At 70.1% G+C, this 18,718-nt stretch carries 14 protein-coding genes; 8 read left to right on the plus strand and 6 right to left on the minus strand.

Going from position 1 to position 18,718, the window contains the following annotated elements; genetic code table 11:
* Positions 1-152 precede the first annotated feature (152 nt).
* A complete protein-coding gene (locus ACWEMY_RS21830; protein ID WP_019046048.1) occupies positions 153-356 on the minus strand; it encodes a cold-shock protein in 204 nt (67 codons plus the stop codon).
* 225 nt (positions 357-581) lie between these two features.
* Here ACWEMY_RS21830 and ACWEMY_RS21835 point away from each other — a divergent pair, with 225 nt between their 5' ends.
* The 4 genes from ACWEMY_RS21835 to ACWEMY_RS21850 all read left to right on the plus strand — a co-directional run bounded on the left by ACWEMY_RS21835 (position 582) and on the right by ACWEMY_RS21850 (position 6,766).
* Positions 582-1,598 carry a hypothetical protein gene (locus ACWEMY_RS21835; protein WP_452391485.1) on the plus strand — a complete coding sequence of 339 codons (1,017 nt, stop codon included), beginning with the start codon at positions 582-584 and terminating at the stop codon, positions 1,596-1,598.
* A gap of 114 nt (positions 1,599-1,712) precedes the next feature.
* Positions 1,713-4,226, plus strand: a complete 2,514-nt coding sequence (locus tag ACWEMY_RS21840) for a GmrSD restriction endonuclease domain-containing protein (RefSeq protein ID WP_452391486.1) — start codon at positions 1,713-1,715, stop codon at positions 4,224-4,226.
* A gap of 66 nt (positions 4,227-4,292) precedes the next feature.
* Positions 4,293-5,243 carry an endonuclease/exonuclease/phosphatase family protein gene (locus ACWEMY_RS21845; RefSeq protein ID WP_452391487.1) on the plus strand — a complete coding sequence of 317 codons (951 nt, stop codon included), beginning with the start codon at positions 4,293-4,295 and terminating at the stop codon, positions 5,241-5,243.
* Positions 5,244-5,317: 74 nt separating this feature from the next.
* Positions 5,318-6,766, plus strand: coding sequence for a metallopeptidase (locus ACWEMY_RS21850; RefSeq protein ID WP_452391488.1), 1,449 nt, complete (start codon positions 5,318-5,320; stop codon positions 6,764-6,766).
* Here the strand turns inward: ACWEMY_RS21850 and ACWEMY_RS21855 are convergent, their stop codons facing one another.
* Positions 6,767-7,225, minus strand: coding sequence for a 6,7-dimethyl-8-ribityllumazine synthase (locus ACWEMY_RS21855; protein ID WP_375935876.1), 459 nt, complete (start codon positions 7,223-7,225; stop codon positions 6,767-6,769).
* A 13-nt stretch (positions 7,226-7,238) separates the two neighbouring features.
* Complete coding sequence (locus ACWEMY_RS21860; protein WP_452391489.1) at positions 7,239-10,814, minus strand: ABC transporter ATP-binding protein; 3,576 nt, start codon at positions 10,812-10,814, stop codon at positions 7,239-7,241.
* 134 nt (positions 10,815-10,948) lie between these two features.
* Between ACWEMY_RS21860 and ACWEMY_RS21865 the strand changes: the two genes are divergently transcribed.
* Positions 10,949-11,542, plus strand: coding sequence for a TetR family transcriptional regulator (locus ACWEMY_RS21865; RefSeq protein WP_452391490.1), 594 nt, complete (start codon positions 10,949-10,951; stop codon positions 11,540-11,542).
* On the opposite strand, the gene ACWEMY_RS21870 is transcribed toward ACWEMY_RS21865, so the two are convergent.
* Together ACWEMY_RS21870 and ACWEMY_RS21875 are read right to left on the minus strand one after the other, a co-directional pair.
* Positions 11,524-12,360 carry an alpha/beta hydrolase gene (locus ACWEMY_RS21870; protein ID WP_452391491.1) on the minus strand — a complete coding sequence of 279 codons (837 nt, stop codon included), beginning with the start codon at positions 12,358-12,360 and terminating at the stop codon, positions 11,524-11,526. The genes ACWEMY_RS21865 and ACWEMY_RS21870 overlap by 19 nt on opposite strands.
* Positions 12,357-13,778, minus strand: coding sequence for a M20/M25/M40 family metallo-hydrolase (locus ACWEMY_RS21875; protein WP_452391492.1), 1,422 nt, complete (start codon positions 13,776-13,778; stop codon positions 12,357-12,359). The genes ACWEMY_RS21870 and ACWEMY_RS21875 overlap by 4 nt, the downstream gene beginning before the upstream one ends.
* Before the next feature lie 120 nt (positions 13,779-13,898).
* Here ACWEMY_RS21875 and ACWEMY_RS21880 point away from each other — a divergent pair, with 120 nt between their 5' ends.
* Complete coding sequence (locus ACWEMY_RS21880; RefSeq protein WP_375935861.1) at positions 13,899-14,642, plus strand: DUF4191 domain-containing protein; 744 nt, start codon at positions 13,899-13,901, stop codon at positions 14,640-14,642.
* 74 nt (positions 14,643-14,716) lie between these two features.
* Here the strand turns inward: ACWEMY_RS21880 and ACWEMY_RS21885 are convergent, their stop codons facing one another.
* Positions 14,717-15,172: an RDD family protein gene (locus tag ACWEMY_RS21885; RefSeq protein ID WP_375935858.1), complete on the minus strand. Its 456-nt coding sequence runs from the start codon at positions 15,170-15,172 to the stop codon at positions 14,717-14,719.
* Between the two features lie 252 nt (positions 15,173-15,424).
* Here ACWEMY_RS21885 and glnA point away from each other — a divergent pair, with 252 nt between their 5' ends.
* Together glnA and ACWEMY_RS21895 are read left to right on the plus strand one after the other, a co-directional pair.
* On the plus strand, positions 15,425-16,861 hold the full coding sequence (glnA, locus tag ACWEMY_RS21890) for a type I glutamate--ammonia ligase (RefSeq protein ID WP_375935855.1): 1,437 nt from the start codon (positions 15,425-15,427) through the stop codon (positions 16,859-16,861).
* A gap of 197 nt (positions 16,862-17,058) precedes the next feature.
* Entirely contained in the window at positions 17,059-18,708 is a 1,650-nt protein-coding gene (locus tag ACWEMY_RS21895) for a CocE/NonD family hydrolase (RefSeq protein WP_452391493.1), read from the plus strand.
* Positions 18,709-18,718: the final 10 nt, after the last annotated feature.

Here is an 18,718-nt window from a genome sequence, read left to right on the forward strand (position 1 = left end):
CCGCCTCCGGGTCGGGCACGGTGAGCACGGGCATGTCCAGGCGGGCGCCGAGGGTGTCGACCCGTCGAAGAACAGGATGGCGCGCACGGCCAGGTAGATCTGGTGCATGGGTTCGAACGCGGCCATGGGGCTTGACTACTGGAGCGCCGGAATCAGATGGCGCGGACGTCCTGAGCCTGAGGGCCCTTCTGGCCCTGGCCGACCTCGAACTCCACCCGCTGACCCTCATCGAGGGACTTGAAGCCGGAGCCGCTGATGGCCGAGTAATGCACGAAGACGTCGGGGCCGCCTCCGTCTTGGGCGATGAAGCCGAAGCCCTTCTCGCCGTTGAACCACTTGACAGTGCCTTGAGTCATGATTTTTGAAAGTCTTTTCCGTAGGTGAGCCATGGCGATCACTTGCGATCAGCCCAGTCTCAGCAGCCAAGTATGCCATACTCGCCAGCAAACTGCTCGGATGGGTGTGTCGAGAGGCGATCTGGGCTGAGTCTGCCGCGCAAGCCCGGGCGTGTCGCGCCTGTTCGGCACCGATTGCGAGCGCCTCGCTCACGCCGTCGCGCGGGGTGTGCGAATCTGGGCACCATGGGTGCGAACGAGGGGCACGGGGACGGCTTCGATCTGGCGATGCGGCTGCTCGACGCGCAGGTGGCCTTCCACAAGGACCAGCTGCTGCGCAGGGAGAGCTTCTTCGAGTTCGTCGAGGAAGAGGTCGACGGACTGCTCGACGAGGCCGAGGAGCTGACCCTGGCCGAGGCGGTGACCAGGGAACAGATCAAGGACGTCGCGCACAAATACGCCGTGCAGATCCCGGTGGAGGGCGCGATTCCCGAGCTCGTCGGCGAGATCGCGGCCCGGCTCTACAACCATCGCGTCAACGACGAGCTCGAGGTCGGCGACGTGGTCGATCCGCGCCGGTTCGACGAACTGGTCGACGCGGTGGCGGATATGGACGTCACCCATCGGCTGGTGCGGCTGGTGCTGTCGAGCCCGGTCACCGTCGACGCCTGCGTCGAGGCGGTGCAGCGCGCGGTGGTCACCGCGGTCGACGACGGCAAGCACACCGGCGGCGGCCTGGCGGGCACGCTGCGCGGCGCGCTGTCGCGGCTGGCCGAGCCCGCGCTGCCCGCGATCGAGAACGGCGTCGGCAGGCTCACCCGCACCGGCGCGCGATTCATCCTGCGCGGCAACAGCGACGACGCCGACGAGGTGTTGCTCGACAGCGCCCGCGCGACCTGGCGCAAGCACACCGGCGACGCGGTCGGCTCCTTCCGCGACCTGGTCTCGGCCGAGGACGTCGAGGACGCGGTGGTACTCACCTTCGAGTTCTGGCGCACCTTCCGCGAGACGGGCTATTTCCACGCGCTACTCGACGAGGGCATCGATCACGTCTTCGACAAGTACGGCGACACCCCACTGACCGAACTGCTCGCGGAGCTGGGTGTCAGCCGCGAGGACCTGATCGAGGAGGCGCTGCGCTTCGGCCCCTCGGTGCTCCAAAAGCTCGACGAGCGCGGCTATCTCGACACTGTCCTGCGCCGCAGGCTGGCCCCGTTCTACGCCTCGCCGCAGTTCCGCGACGCGGTGACCGGTCCACGCTGACCCGATACCCCGGCGTCAGTTCCGTTCGGCCGCTGGAGTGTCGGTGTTTGTCGGTACGATCCGTGCAAACGATGGGGCGGTCCGCCGCCACCGGATCGCGATCGAAAGGCTGCCGTGACACGTCTGTCCAACCTGCTCGACCAGATCGACTCCGGTGCGGTCCTCCTGCCGGAGTTCCAGCGCGGATACGTGTGGAACCGGGATCAGGTGCGCGGGCTCATGCGGTCGCTGTACCTGGGCTATCCGGTCGGTGGGCTGCTGGTGTGGGAGACCGGGTCCGAGGACATCGCGGTACGCGGCACGGCCACCGGATCGGGCCTGCGTCAGCTGCTGCTCGACGGCCAGCAGCGCATCACCACCCTCTACGGCATCGTGCGCGGGCGCGCGCCGTCGTTCTTCGAGGGCGACGCGATCGCCTTCACCGGCCTGCATTTCGATGTCGAGCGTGAGGTCTTCGAGTTCCAGATCCCGGGCCGCGACACCAGCCCCGCCTGGATCGACATCACCGAACTGTTCGCGCAGGGCCCGATGCACTATCTGTCCCGGTTCCCCGACGAGGCCCCGGACACGCTGGCGGTCTACCTGACCCGGCTCAACAAGCTGCGCGAGATCACCCACCGCGAGTTCAACGTCGAGACCATCACCGGCTCGGATCGCACCGTCGACGAGGTGGTCGACATCTTCAACCGGGTCAACTCCGGTGGCACCAAGCTGTCCAAGGGCGACCTGGCGCTGGCCACCCTGTGTGCGCAGTGGCCGCAGGCCCGCGGCAACCTGCGCGATCACCTGATCCGCTGGGACAAGGACGGCTACACCTTCACCCTGGACTGGTTGCTACGCAATGTGATCGCGGTGGGCAACGGCCGCGCGCACTTCGACGCGCTCGGCGATCTGGCCCCGGCGGAGTTCGAGCAGGCGCTCAGCGACACCGCCGTGCAGGTCGACACCTTCCTCGACACGGTGGCAGGCCGCCTCGGCCTGGACCACGACCGGGTCCTGATGGGCCGCTACGCGATTCCGGTGATCACCCGGCTGCTGTTCCTCAACGGCGGCCGCTTCGACAACGACCTGCACCGCGACCGGGTGCTGTACTGGTATGTGCACCAGGCACTGTGGGGCCGGTTCAGCGGGTCCACCGAGACCTTCCTGCAGCAGGACTACGAAACCCTCGAACGTGGCGGGATCGACGGTCTCATCGCCTCGCTGGAGCGGCTGCGCGGCGGCTCGCTGGACCTGTGCGCCGACGATTTCTCCGGCGCCACCCGCGGCTCCCGGTTCTACCCCCTGCTGTATCTGCTGACCCGCGTTGACGGTTCGCGCGATCTGGGCAGCGGCTCGGAACTGGGCATCGCGCAGTTCGGCGAGCGCACCCCGGTGCAGGTGCACTACCTGTTCCCCAAGACGATGCTGCGCGACGCGGGCTACGAGCGCAACGAGATCAACGCCATCGCCAACTTCTGCTTCCTGAGCCCCGACTCGGAAACCGAACTGGGCGAACGCGAACCCGCCGAGTATCTCGCCGAGGTGGAGCGGCGCAACCCCGGTGTGCTGGCCTCGCAGTGGATCCCGGCCGATCCGGCGCTGTGGCGGCTGGAGAACTACCGCGAATTCCTGCGCGCGCGCAGGCTGTTGCTGTCGGCGGCGGCCGACGCGTTCCTCGAGCAACTGCGCACCGGCACCCTGCACCGGCCGAACCTGCTCACCGTCGGTGTCGCCGGGGCGACCCTGGGCGATCCGGCGGTGGACCAGGTGAACGCCCTGGTCGACGACCTGGTGGCCGACGGCTTCGGCTTCCCGCTGCTCGACAGCGAGGTCGCCGACCCGATCACCGGCCGCGAACTCGCCGTCGCCGAGGCGTTCTGGCCCGACGGCCTGCAACCGGGCGTCGGCATGCCGGTGGTGCTGGTGTTCGAGCCCGCCAATGCCGATCTCACCCGCCTGGCCCAGCTGGGCTACGCGGTGTTCACCTCCGTCGACGCACTGCGCGGCTATGTCGACAATCTGCGCGTGGAGGCCTCCGGCGATCTCGGATTCGACGGCCCCGCCGCCGATGTCGCGGCCCTGGCCGAGCGGTTGCCGGCGACCTGGGTGGGCAATTCCGAGCAGGTCTGGTTCCGTTTCGCCTGGAATCTGCTGGAGAAGGACCGGGCCGAATCGGACGGCCCGGAGCTGGGTCCGGAACTGCTCGCGCTGCGCTACATCGCCCTGTGGGCGCTGACGCGCACCTTCTACATCCACGCCTTCGACCAGGGCAACCCCGGCGAATGGCGCTACTACCTGGGCGATGCCGTCGGCCCGAACCCGCTGATCCCCGGCACCTGGCTGGCCCAGCGGGTGGTCGAATCCGGGGCGCTTGCCCCCGGCGCGCTGCCCGGTGACGAGGACATCGCCATCGCGCTGGTGCACGGCGTGCTCGGGACCATCGACGAGGTGGCCACGGCCCTGACCCACCTGCTCGGTGGTCCGGGGCTGTTCGCCTCGCTGTGGGCCTCGGCGGGCGCGGCCGAGCACTACGGCTATCCGCTGTCCACCGAGCAGATCAACGATCTGATCAACCAGGTCGTCAACGATCCGCAGTCCCGCAAGATCCAGGCCTACAACTGGATCGAGGCGGGCCTGCCGCTGTAGCGGGCCTCAGAGTTCCCTCAGAACCGCCACAGCGGGCTCTGGGATCGTGCCGCCTAGGCTGGCCCGATGATGCGTAAATGGATGGACCGGGCGTTGCTCGGCCTGGGGTGGGGCGCACTGGTCGCGGCGGTGGCGGGATTGGTCCTGCACGCCGGGCACTGGCAGCGGCGGAATCTGGTGTTGCTGGCCTCGGGGGCGATGTGGTTGATGCTGGGCGCCGTACTCGGCGTCGTGCTGCTGTTGGCGGCCCGCAGGTGGCGCAGCGCGGGCGTGGCCGGGGTGGTGCTCGCGGGGGTGCTGTGGACGCTGGTGCCGCCGTTCGTGCCCGACAGCCGGGCCGCCGACGGGCCGGAACTCGTGGTGCTGCAATCGAATCTGCTGTTCGGCCGGGCCGACCCGGTCGCGGTGACCCAGGTGGTGCGCGACAGCGCCGTCGACGTGCTCACCGTCGACGAACTGACCGACGACGCGATCGTGCGGTTGCGCGCGGCCGGGCTCGAGGAACAACTGCCGCACGTCTACTTGGAACCGGCGCGGTCCGGTGGCGGCGGGACCGGCATCTACAGCCGATACCCGTTGCACGACACCGTGAAATACGACGGCTTCATCATGAGCAATATCTCCGCGACCATGCGGCATCCGCAGCGCGGCGACATCTCGGTGTTCGCCTTCCACCCGATCCCGCCGAACCTGAACTTCGACGCGTGGTCGGCGGAACTGCGCCGGGTCGACGAGATCCTGGCCGGGGTCACCGGACCGGCGGTCGTCGGCGCGGATTTCAATGCCACCCAGCACCATTCGGCCTATCGGGCGCTGCTGGACGGCCCGTTCGAGGCGGCCGCGGAACAAACCGGTGACGGGATGCTGCTCACCTTCCCGGCCGATCGCCGATGGGGTCCGGTGATCGGCATCGACCACATCCTGCTCGCCGGCGGCGTCGCCGAACAGGTACGCGCGCTGACCATTCCGGGCAGCGATCACCGCGCGGTGCTGGCCACGGTCCGGCTGGACCGCTGAGCGATCTCGACTACCATGTGAGCGCTCGACAGCGGACTGCTCGTGTCCGCGTCTTTCCGGGGAGGAATCAGCGCATGATCAAGCATCGCTTCGCCATCGCCGCAGCCGCGGCATTGGTGAGCGTCGGGGTACTGACGACCGGCTGTTCGGCGGACACCGTCGCCGGTGACAAGGCCGTCGCGGCCGTCGACAATCCGTGGGAGGTGGCGGGGGCGGCCTCGGCCACCGGCCCGAGCGGACCGCGTTCCGGCGTGCCCGACACCGACAAGAAGGCCGACAACGGCGACGGCGGCGCGGTGGACACCCTCGCGCTCAACGCCATCGCCGATATCGAGGAGTTCTGGCAGACCGAGTACTCCAAGACCTTCCGCGGCAGTTTCAAGCCCGCCTCGAAGTACATCTCGTGGTCGGCCAAGGCGCCGGAGTCCGAGGCGGTGGACTTCTGCTTCAGTAGCACCTACCAGCTGGTCAACGCCGCGTACTGCCCGCTCAACCACACCATCGGCTGGGACCGCTCGGTGCTGCTGCCGCTGCTGATCAACCGGTTCGACGACATGTCGGTGGTGATGGTGCTGGCCCACGAGTACGGTCACGCCATCCAGGCCCAGGCCGACCTGCTGCGCGGTCTCACCATGGACGCGCTGGTCAAGGAACAGCAGGCCGACTGCCTGGCCGGGGTGTTCCTGCGCCATGTCGCCGAGGGGAACTCCAAGCACTTCACCCTCAACACCACCGACGGTCTCAACGGCGTGCTCGGCGCGACCGTGGCGGTGCGCGACAGCGACCCCAACGACCCGAATGCCGTGCACGGCTCGGCCTTCGAGCGGGTCACCGCGGTGCAGATGGGATACACCGAGGGCGCGGCGACGTGCAAGGGAATCAACAAGGACGAGATCGCGCAGCGCCGGGGAAGTCTGCCGGTCACCTTCGGTGACAACGAGCGCGAGGAGCAGCTGCCGGTGAACAAGGAGAACCTGAGCAACCTCGCGACCCAGCTCGGCAAGTCGATGCCGGTGCAGAAGGCGCCCAAGTTCGACTACAGCGGCGTCACCCGCTCGTGCGCCTCGACCACCACCACCGAGCCGGTGTCCTACTGCCCCGGCAGCAACATCATCGGCACCGATCTGAGCGCCATGGCCACCCGCGCGGGCGAGGGCTCCGAGACGCAGAACAAGTCGCTGTCGGCGGTGGTGACCGGCGACTACAACGCGGCGGTGGTGTTCGTCTCGCGCTACGCGCTCGCGGTCCAGCAGGACCGTGGGCTCTCGCTCACCGGTGCCGCGACCGCGGGCCTGCGCACGGCGTGCCTGTCCGGCGCGCTCACCACGAAACTCAGTGAGCCCAGCAGTGATCCGCGCCTGTCGGCCGGTGACCTGGACGAAGCGGTGTCCGGTCTGCTCGCCGACGGCCTGGCCGCCGCCGATGTGAACGGCGAGGTGGTGCCGAGTGGTTATCAGCGCCTCGAGGCGTTCCGCACCGGCGTGCTCGACGGCGAACAGGCCTGCCTGACGAAGTTCGCCTAGCTAGGCGGGCAGGGATCGCAGGGAGCTGAGGGTGTTCGCCACCGCGCGGGCGGCCTCGGCTCCCTTCGTCACGAAGTGGTTGGTGTAGTAGTCCACGTGCTCGCTGTGTTCGTGGAAGTGGTGCGGGGTGAGCACCACCGAGAACACCGGCACATCGGTGTCGAGCTGCACCCGCATCAGGCCGTCGATCACCGCCGAGGCGACGAAATCGTGCCGGTAGATGCCACCGTCGACGACCAGCGCCGCGGCCACCACCGCGTCGTAGCGGCCGGTGCGGGCCAGGCGCTGGGCGTGCAGCGGGATCTCGAAGGCACCCGGCACGTCGAAGGACTCGACCGCGGCCGGGTCGAAGCCCAGCCCGGCGTACTCGGCGAGGAAGCCCTCGTGCGCCTTGGAGACGATGGAGCTGTGCCAGCTGGCGCGGATGAAGGCGACGGCGCCGGAAGACGTGTTTCCCATGTCCGGAGTCTACTCAGCGGGCGGGCACCGGATCGGCCTCCCCGCTGTCCACCGATTCGCCCAGCAGGCGCCGGTAGCCGGCGCTGCGCGCGAGCAGCTCGGCGTGGGTGCCCGTCGCGTCGACCCGGCCACGGTCGAGGACCACGATCTGGTCGACCTGCCGGACGGTCTCGAGCCGGTGCGCGATGACCAGCACCGTCCGTCCCGCCGCCAGGGTCTGCAGGGCCTGCTGGATGCGGGCCTCGGTGTCGGGGTCGACCGCCGAGACCGCCTCGTCCAGGATCAGCACGGGGGAGTCCTTCAGCAGGGCCCGCGCGATCGAGAGCCGCTGGCGCTGACCGCCCGACAGGGTCGAGCCGCCGTCACCGAGTAGCGTGTCGAGCCCGTCGGGCAGCGCGGCCACCACGTCGTCGCATTGGGCGGCCGTCAGGGCGGCCCAGATCTCGTCGTCGGTGGCCCGCGGGCGGCCGAGCGCGACATTGCGGCGCACGGTGTCGGGGAACAGGTACACGTCCTGGTAGACGGTGGTCACCGCCGCCATCACCGTGTCGCTGCCCACCTCCGGCAGCGGTACTCCGCCGAGCCGGACGGCGCCCTGCTCGACATCCCACAGCCGCGCGGCCAGCGCCGCGATGGTCGACTTGCCCGCCCCCGACGGCCCGACCAGCGCGGTGACCGTGCCCGGCCGGGCCTCGAAGGACACCTCGTCGAGCACCCGCTCGCCGCCGTAGCCGAAACTCACGGCATCGAAGCGCAGGGTGGCGTCCGCCGGGGTCGTCGGCCGCTCCGGTTCGCTGAGCACCGGTTCATCCCACACCTCGGCGATCCTGGCGGCGATCTGCTCCTGATTGCGCCGGTATCCGGCCAGGGCGTTGAGTTCCTGGATCGGCTGGTAGAGCGCCAGGGCGAGGAACAGGAACAGCAGCAGCGTCGCCGCGCTCACCTCGCCACCGCGATACAGGGCCGCGCCCACCACGATCAGCACCACCAGGCCACTCTCCACCGCGATACTGCCCAGCGCGGTCGACGGCGTCGCGCGCACCGACATGGCCACACTCGCGCCACGCAACTGCTCGACCACCTCGCGATAGCGCTGGGCCACCGCGGAATCGGCGGCCCCGCGCAGCACCGCCGCGCCGCGCGCCTGCTCGAGCAGCACGGTCGAGGCCCGCGCCCGCGCGCGGTGCAGATCGGCGAACACCCGGTGATAGATCCGGTCGCTCCACACGGTGATCGCGAGGAAGATCGGGATGCCGATCAGCGCGGCCAGCGCCAGCCGCCAGTCGAGGACGGTCAGGATGACCGCCGCGTAGAGCGGCTGCACGCACGCCGCGGCCACCTGGCCCGGCACGTTCTGGAAGTCGAGCATCAGGGTGTCGTTGGTGATCAGCGTGGTGATGCGGCCGCGGTCGACGCGGCCGAGGAAACCCATCGGCACGCGGCGCAGGCGTTCGATGATCGAGAGCATGATGTCGGTCTTGGCGCGGTCGGCCAGCCCCCAGACAGACAGATTGGCCCAGCGCGACAGGAACAGCCGCGCCACCAGACCGGCGGTGAGCAGGCCGAACACCTGCCACAGGAAGCCGGTGCTCAATTCGCCGTCGACGGCGCGCGAGACCACCAGGAACACCGCCGCCAGCGGCACCCCGCGCACCAGCGACTCCAGCAACAGCCGGATCAGCCCGTGCCGCACCAGCTCCGGCCAGCCGCGTCCGTAGAGGGTGCGCCACTGCTTGCCGAAGGTCATCCCCGCCACGCCGGGGGTGACCACGTCGCGGGCCGCGCGGGTCCACTCGTCGGGCTCGGTGGCCGGGGGCGGGTTGGGAATGGTGGCGTGTGCCCGCGTCTCGACCGGGTCGAGCCGCCAGCCGTCGGCCGCGGTGTAGGCGGCCCAGAGGGTGCGGTAGGTGGCGCTGTCGCGGGTGAGTTCGTCGTGGGTGCCGATGGCGGTGACGGTGCCCGCGTCGACCACGGCGATCCGGTCGCTGCCGCGCACGGTGTCGAGGCGGTGCGCGATGGCGATCACCGTGCGCCCGGCCGTCAGGCGGGCGAGGGCGGCCAGGGTGTGCCGTTCGGTTTCGGCGTCGAGCGAGGCGGTGGCCTCGTCGAGGACGACGACCGGCGCGTCCTTCACCAGCGCCCGCGCGATCGAGATCCGCTGCCGCTGACCACCGGAGAGCCGCCCGCCACCGGGTGGCAGCTCGGTGTCCCAGCCGCCCAGCTCCGCGGCCACCTCGCCCAGCTGCGCCGCCTCGCCCGCGGCGATCACCTCGGCGTCGGTGGCACCGGGACGGGCGACGCGGATGTTCTCGGCGAGCGTCGCGGCGAAGATGTACTCGTCCTGCTGGACATAGGCGACCAGCCGGGCCAGCTCGGCCGACCCGATCTCGCGCAGATCCACCCCGCCGATCTCGACGCTGCCCGCGTCGGGGTCCCACAGCCGGGCGATCAGGCGCGCGATGGTGGACTTGCCCGCCCCCGTCGGCCCGACCAGCGCCAGTGACGAGCCCGCCGGGACGCTGAGGTCGATGCCCGAAAGTGCTTCCGCGGTCTCGGAATACGCGAACCGCACCGCGCGCAGGCGCACGTCGAAGGTCGCCGGGCGCACGGGCCGCTCCGGTTCGGGCAGAGCCGGTTCGTCGAGCATCGCGGTGATCGAGCCCGCCGCGAACTGGAGGCGGATCATCAGCGTGGCCAGCACCCCGACCAGGCTCATCAGCGGCGACAGATAACCCAGGCACAGCACCAGCATCAGGATCAGCGTCGGAACCGGCACCCAGCCGTGCACCGCGCCGATGCCCGCCACCGGCAGCATGGCCGCGACCGCGAACCCGGTGCCCGCCAGCATCACCGACACCACCCACGAGGTCGGCCCGGCCTGGGCCCGGCGCTGGTACTCGAAGCCGTCGACGATCGCGGTGCGGGCCTGGTCGTATCCCGAATCGGGGCGCAGGAACCCGCGAATCACCGTGAGCCCGTCGAGATATCCCGACACCGCCGAGTTCAGCGCGGTGAGGTGCCCGGCCATGGCCGCGTTGGACTTCTGCGCCATCGCCATCCCCGCGCCGGAGACCACCAGCAGGATCAGCAGCGCGCCCACGGCCACCAGGGCCAGGCGCCAGTCGATGGCGAAGAACAGCACGGTGGTCGCCACCGGGACGGCGATCGCGGCCGCCAGGTCCGGAACACCGTGGGCGAGGGCCTCTTCCAGCTGCTCGACATCGTCGTGCAGCAGCTTCTTCAGCTCGCCGGTCGAGCGGGCCTGCACCCGCCCCAGCGGGATGACGCGCAACTTCTCGGCCAGGGCCAGCCGCAGATCCGCCAGTACCCGATAGGCCGCGACGTGCGCGGTGTGCGAGGACAGTCCCGACAGCGCCGCGCGCCCCGCCACGGCCAGCGCCGTCCACAGCGCGATCACCGGAATCCGGTCCGGGTCACCACCTTCGGTGAACAGCTCCACCGCCACCCGGTACACCGCCACGTACGGCGCCAGCGCCAGCACGGCGGCGAGCACCGCCAGCAGGGCGGCCGTGGCCAGACCGAGCCGACGGCGGGCGATGACAGCGCGAAGGCTCACCGAGGAGTTCATGAGGTGAGGCTAAGCTCAATCGACGCAAGCGCGGCAGGCCGCCGCGGACCGGCGGGCACGAACCGGTCACCAAGGAGCTGATCGGCAGGGTCGCCCTGGAGATCGCGGGCGCCGAGGGGTTCCCGCAGCTCACGATGCGCAGGCTCGCCGCCGAGATCGGCGTCACCGTGCGCGCGCTCTACAACGTGGTCGCCGACCGGCAGGAAGTGGTCGACCTGGCCGCCGCCCGGCTGATCGAACTGCTGCCCGTGCACGACTTCGACACCGCCGACTGGCGTGCCACCCTGCGCTGCGTCTACGCCGAAGCACGCGCGGCCTACCGCTCGGTGCCGCGCGCGACGCTGATCTCCCTGGACGAGACGGTGACCCCCGGCGAGGTACCGGTCCGGCGCATCATCGAGCCGGAGCGGATGCTGGCCTTCCTCGTCGCGGTCGGATTGTCCCTCGACGACGCGCTGACCGTGCGCGGGTTCTTCCTCACCGAGGTGTTCGGGTTCGTGCTGCTCGTGGACTACCGCTACGACCGCAGCGACGAACAGGTCCGGCAGATGATGTTCCACCCCGTGCCGGGCCCGTGGCTGGCGGCCCATCCCGAGGTCGAGGCACCGCTGTCGCGCGGGATCGCCGCGGGACCCGCGCGCACGGCCGACGACCTGTTCGACGCGCTGGTCGAGCGGGCGATCCGCGCGGTGGAGGGAATGCTGCCCGATCAGGCGCCGGGCAGGTGACCGGTCAGCCAGCCGGTGACGTCACCGAGCACCTGCTCCTGCTCGGGTTCGTTGAAGACCTCGTGGAAGAGCCCGGGGTAGCGCAGCACCGTGACATCGTCCGAACCCGCGTCGCGTTCGAGCACGTCGGCGCTCGACGGCGCGGCGATCGTGTCGGCGGTGCCGTGCAGCACCAGCAGCGGTGCCGACAGCGCACCGAGCCGCTGCTTGACCAGCGCGGTGTGCTGCAGGATCTCCACCGCGGTGCGCGCGGGCAGCTTGCCGCGGAACACCAGCGGGTCCTCGTCGTAGGCGCGGATCACCTCCGGATCACGGCTGATGGTCGACGAATCCAGGGTCAGCACACCGAGATTCGGTGCCACCCGGGTGAGCAGGGGCGCGGCCAGGCGTTGCAGCGGGTTGCCCAGCGGGATGTCGAGCGGCGGGGCCGAGACCACGATGCCGTCCACGTCGACGGGGCCGCGGGTGGCCAGGTGCAGCACCACCAGGCTGCCCATCGAATGCCCGAGCAGGAACCGGGGCAGCCCGGGGTGGGCGGCGCTCGCCAGCTCGAGCAGTGCCGCCACATTGTCGGCCGCGCCCTGCATCGAGCCGATATTGGCCGAGCTGCCCGCCGAGAGCCCGTGCCCGACATGATCGAGGGCGTAGACCGCGAAACCCGCGTCCGCCAGCGCCGACCCGACGTGCTCGTAACGCCCGGAATGCTCGGCGACCCCGTGTACCAGCACCACCACCGCGCGCGCGGCCGACTCGGGTTGCCATGCGCGCCAGGCGATCCGGCCGCCGGTGCCCGCGAACTCGCCGGTGTCGGTCGTCATGGCCGTGCTCCTGTGGGGTCGGGCGCCGGGGCGGAGAGCCGCTCGATCAGACGCCGGTTGAACTCGATGAGCCGAGCGTAGTTGAGCCGCGAGAGCCGTTCGTCGGTTCCGTGGATCCGGGTCAGGTCGGTGGCGGTCAGCACGATCGGCGCGAAATTGCAGCGGGTCTCGGCCAGGCCGTCGAAGTGGCGGGAGTCGGTGGCGCCTGGCACGAGTCCGGTGGTGGTGACGATGCCGGGCACCAGTCCGGTGGCCAGCTCGTCGATCAGGTCGAAGCCCGGCCCCGGCCCGGTGACCTGCGAGGGCTCGGAGGTGGCCCCGTCGAGCTCGACCCGCACCTCGGCGTCGCCGATCACCCGCACGCAGTGCTCGAGCACCGAGGCCACCGAATCACCGGGCAGGATCCGGAAGTTCACCAGCGCCTCGGCGCTCTGCGGCAGCACATTGGCCTTCACCCCGCCGCTGATCACCGTGGGCGCGGTGGTCGTGCGCACCAGCGCCGCGGTGGTCGGGGCCGCGGCGAGGACGCGGGTGATCAGCGGGGTGGTCAGGGTGCTCAGGCCGCGGGTGCCCGCGAGCTCGAGCAGCTTGCGGCGGGGCTCGGGCATGGCCACGCGCATCCGGGCCAGCATGTCGGCGATCACCGGGGTCAGCCGCAGCGGCATCGGATTGTCCTGGACCCGGGCCACCGCGCGGGCGAGTCTGCCCACCGCGGTCTGCTTGCCGGGCATCGAGGAGTGCCCGCCGGGATCGGTGACCGACAGCCGCACCGTGGCGAACCCCTTCTCGCCGAGCATGATGGTCGCCACCGGCCGGTCGACCCCGTCGACCACGTCCTGGGTGATCACCCCGCCCTCGTCGAGCAGCAGCTCCGCCCGCACCCCGGCCGCGCGCAGATGCGCCGCCATCGGCACCGCGCCGTCGGCGCCGAGCGCTTCCTCGTCGTGACCGAAGGCCAGGTAGATCGTGTGCCGGGGCCGCAGCCCGGCGGCCAGTGCCCACTCGACGGCCTCCAGGATCGCCAGCACCCGGCTCTTGTCGTCGATCGCGCCGCGACCCCAGATGTAGTCCTCGTCGACCACCCCGGCGAACGGTGGATGCGTCCAGCGCGGCGCGTCCTCGGCGGGGACCACGTCCTGATGGGCGAGCAGGATCGCGGCGACCCGGCCGGGGTCGGTGCCGTCCCAGCGGTAGAGCCTGCCGCGGCCGAAGGTGGTCAGCGTCAGCTGCGCGTGCACCAGCGGGAACTCCGATTCGAGGTGCGCGGCCAGCGCGGCGAACTCCGCGTCGGCGTCGTGGCCGGGGTCCTCGGCGGAGACGGTCGCGCAGCGCAGGGCGACGGCGAGCCGCTCGGCGGTCGCGTCGTCGACACCGTCGGTGACGGGGGAGTACGCCTGGTTCTCGATGATCGGCCGCATGCGGCCATTCTGGCCGGTCACCCGCGGTCGCGCCGGGAAAAGCCGCCTGAATCGCCGGGCCGCGGGCCGCAGGCGTCATGCGGTCCGACCGGCCGGTGGGTGGCCATCTAAGCTGACACCATGGCAGGAGGCAAGGGCGGCAAGCCGTCGAAGGAAGCCAAGGCCGCGGCTAAAGCGGCCCGTAAGCAGGCATCACGCGAGCGACGTCAGCAGTTGTGGCAGGCGTTCAACATGCAGCGCAAGGAAGACAAGGCGCTGCTGCCGCTGATGATCGGCGCACTCGTCGGCACCACGGTGGTCTTCTTCCTGATCGGTCTGATCTTCGATCTGCAGTGGTTCCTGCTGCCGCTGGGTCTGCTGCTCGGTGTGCTGCTGGCGTTCATCATCTTCGGACGCCGGGTGCAGAAGAACGTCTACCGCAAGGCCGAGGGCCAGGCGGGCGCGGCGGCCTGGGTGCTGGAGAACCTGCAGGGCAAGTGGCGGGTGGCCAACGGCGTCGCCGCGACCACCCAGCTCGACGCGGTGCACCGCGTCATCGGCCTGCCCGGCGTGATCTTCGTCGCCGAGGGCTCCCCGCAGCGGGTCAAGTCGCTGATCTCCCAGGAGAAGAAGCGCACCGCCCGCCTCATCGGCGACACCCCCATCTACGAGGTGATCGTCGGCAACGACGAGGGCCAGACCCCGCTCAAGGACCTGCAGAAGTTCCTCACCAAGCTGCCGCGCAACATCGACGTCAAGCGGATGGACCAGATCGAGGGCAGGCTCGCCGCGCTCAGCTCGCGCAGCGGCCCCGCCATGCCGAAGGGCCCGATGCCCCCCGGCGCCAAGATGAAGGGCATGCAGCGCGCCATCCGCCGCCGCTGACCCCCGCTTCCCCGGCGAGCCCGGCACCTGCCCAGGTGCCGGGCTCGCCTCGTCTCAGGAGCCGGTCGGCCGGCTCAGCGCGCGTTGACCAGCGCGGTTCCGGTGGCGCGGTCGTGCATGCCGCGGCCGTCGGCGTCGGTGAACAGCGCCGGGACGATGAACACGATCAGGATCTGGCGCACCAGCGCGCGCACGAAACCGACCGGCACCGCCGCGTCGATGCGCAGCACCCGCAGCTTCATGAAGTACTGGCCCGGGGTGAACCCGAACAGCGTCACCGCGGCGATGCCGACCACGAACCACACCAGCAGCGGCACCGACGAGCCCGCGAAGCTGCGGGTGATCGCCGCGGCGACGCCGACCGCGATGAACCAGTCGAGGAACAGGGCCACGACCCGGCGCCACGTCGGGGCCAGCGAGCCCGCGCCCTCGCGCGGCAGGCCGTAGAGCTCACCGGGATACCCGACGATGTCCTCATCGCCCGGTTCCGCGGGATTGCCGGAGAGCCATGTGCCGGTGATACGAGCCATGGCTCCAGGATAGAGGCGCGCCGTCGGCCGCCCACGACCGCATTAGTGGAGGTCACGTCGCCGCGCGCGAGCGCGGATGGCAGGATGAGGCATGCAGGTCGCGCCCGGATGGCAGACATCACCCTGCAATCCGGCACGCGTAACACTGGCGAAACACAGCCTTGACTGTAGGGAAACACCGCGTCCATAGCGTCTGGTCGCGACGAACCCATGCATCGTGACTGGCTGGGAACCGATCCGTAAGGAGAACAAGTGACGTTCAGCACGGCCGAAGAGGTCATCCAGTACATCAAGGAAGAGGACATCGAATACGTCGATATCCGCTTCTCCGACCTGCCCGGCGTCCAGCAGCACTTCTCGATCCCGGCCAAGGCGTTCACCGCCGACCTGGCCGAAGAGGGTCTGGCGTTCGACGGCTCCTCGGTGCGTGGCTTCCAGTCGATCGACGAGTCGGACATGCTCCTGCTCCCCGACTTCAGCACCGCTCGGATCGACCCGTTCCGTGCCGCGAAGACCCTGAACCTGAACTTCTTCGTGCACGACCCGTTCACCCGTGAGGCCTACTCCCGCGACCCGCGCAACATCGCGCGCAAGGCGGAGGAGTACCTGCGTTCGACCGGCATCGCCGACACCGCCTACTTCGGTGCCGAGGCCGAGTTCTACATCTTCGACGGCATCCGCTACGGCTCGGGCATGAACGGCTCGTTCTACGAGATCGAGTCGATCTCGGGCTCGTGGAACACCGGCAACGAGTTCAACCCGGACGGCAGCCGCAACCTGGGCTACAAGGTCCGCAACAAGGGTGGCTACTTCCCCGTCGCCCCGTACGACCACTACGTCGACCTGCGCGACAAGATCTCGACCAACCTGCAGAACGCGGGCTTCGAGCTCGAGCGCGGCCACCACGAGGTCGGCACCGCCGGTCAGGCCGAGATCAACTACAAGTTCGGCACCCTGCTGGGCGCGGCCGACGACCTGCAGCTGTTCAAGTACATCGTGAAGAACACCGCGTGGCAGGAAGGCAAGTCCGTCACCTTCATGCCGAAGCCGCTCTTCGGTGACAACGGCTCGGGCATGCACGTGCACCAGTCGCTGTGGAAGGACGGCAAGCCGCTGTTCCACGACGAGGCCGGCTACGGTGGCCTCTCGGATCTGGCGCGTCACTACATCGGCGGCATCCTGCACCACGCCCCGTCGCTGCTGGCATTCACCAACCCGACCGTGAACTCCTACCACCGTCTGGTGCCGGGCTACGAGGCTCCCATCAACCTGGTGTACTCGCAGCGCAACCGCTCGGCTGCCGTGCGCATCCCGGTGACGGGCAACAACCCGAAGGCCAAGCGCATCGAGTTCCGCGCGCCGGACTCCTCGGGCAACCCGTACCTGGCCTTCGCCGCCATGATGATGGCCGGCCTGGACGGCATCAAGAACAAGATCGAGCCCCTGGCCCCGGTCGACAAGGACCTCTACGAGCTGCCGCCCGAGGAGGCCAAGAACATCCCGCAGGCCCCCACCTCGCTGGCGACCGTCATCGACCGCCTCGAGCAGGACCACGACTACCTCACCGAAGGCAACGTCTTCACCGAGGACCTGATCGAGACCTGGATCCAGCTCAAGCGCGACAACGAGATCGCCCCGGTCAACCTGCGCCCCCACCCGTACGAGTTCGAGCTGTACTACGACGTCTAAGTCGTAACCAGCCGATTCGTCGGTAGCGGTACCTGACAACACCCGCCACACTCCCGGTGTGGCGGGTGTTGTCGTTTTCCGCGGTCGGCCTGGTTTCCTATCGGGCCGGCGCGGGCGTCCGATTGATCTGCACCTGGCCGACGCGCCCAGAGATGTGGGGGCTGGACTCCTGGGTGGGGGCCCGACATAGTCCAGGGGTGCGATGGGGTTTTGTGGTGCGGGTGATGGCCGGGGTGGCGTTGGTGCTGGGGAGCGCCGCGCCGGTGGCGGCCGAGCCGGTGACGGCGGCGTTCACGTGGACGCAGGAGTATCTGACGGCGGCCGACGGGACGCGGTTGCATGCCGATGTGCTGCGGCCGGCGGGGGTGGGGCCGCAGGAGCGGACGCCGGTGTTGCTGACGGCGAGCCCGTATCGGGCGCATCTGGCGTATCTGTCGCAACCGCGGCCCGAGGGTGGGCCGTCGACGGACAATCTGCCGGTCGACTGGGCGCTGCGCGCCGGGTACACGTATGTGATCGTGGACCTGCGCGGGTTCGGCGGGTCCAATGGTTGCCCGGATTTCGGTGGGCCGGGGGAGCGTTCGGATGTGTTCGCCGCGGTGGAGTGGGCGGCGAGCCGCCCGTGGTCGACCGGGCGCGTCGGCGTGGTCGGTACCTCGTACGAGGGCTGGACCGGGATGATGGCGCTGGCCGGGAAGCCGAAGGGACTGGCCGCGGTGGCCGCGTTCGAACCGGTCGTCGACCCGTTCTCGTACCTGTACATGCAGGGCATCGCCTGGAAGTTCGGCGGAAAGCCGTTGACCGAGGATGGAATCCGCCCCGCAGACACCGCGGGCGCCGAACACCTCGCCATCGCCTCGACCCCGGGCCACTGGGACGACTCCCCGGAATACCGGGCCAATGCCGTCGCCATGACCCAGCAGTGCGCGAGCGACTACCTCGCCCTCACCACCGACCACGACGCCACCAACCCCGGCTGGCGCGACCGCGACATGGTGGAGGCGCTGCGCGGCAACACCACTCCACTGTTCCTCGGTCAGAGCTTCCTCGACTCCAACACCCGCGCCGACCGCGTCCTCGAGGCGTGGGAGGCGCGCGGCCCCGGCGAGCACCGCGCGTGGTTCGGTCAGTGGGGACATTCGGACTGCCGGGAGAAATGCGGCACCCCGCAGTTCGCCGGTGAGCTCTACGCGTTCCTGGATCGCCATGTCGCCGGGGCCGATGTCGAGGTCCCCGGCCCGCCGGTCACCGTCGGCCAGTTCGACGGCGGCTGGCGCGGCGAATCCGTGTGGCCCCCGGCGGATTCCCGCCGCACCTCGATCGACCTGCGCACCGGCACCTACACCGACCGCGGCTTGCTGCCCGGCCCGGACCGCGAGATCTGGTCCATCACCGAACCTTTCGCGACACCGGTCCACCTCGCCGGACGACCCACCGCGACGCTCTCGCTGACCGGCCCACCGGAGGCCACCGTCACCGTCGAGCTCTACGACATCGCCCCCGACGGCCGCGCCACCGTCATCACCCGCGGCATCGCCCCGGTCCGCGCCCGGACCGACCTCCGCCTGCTCTGGCAGGACGCCCGCCTCGCCACCGGCCACCGCCTCGGCGTCCGCATCACCGATGTCGTCGACGACGCCTGGTCGCACACGCCCGCCAACGCCGGTGTCACCGTGACCGCCGCCCGGCTCGACCTCCCGCTGCTCACCACCCCGCGCGAACTGGACCTGCCCGGCGGTGTCCCCACCTGGCACGCCCGCTGGCGCACCGCCGAAACCACCGACCTCACCCCCGCGCTGCTCGCCGACCCCGCCCACCGCATCACCCTCGACGCCCCGTCCGGCTGACGGGCACGAT

Source organism: Nocardia sp. NPDC004415 (genome assembly GCF_053602435.1).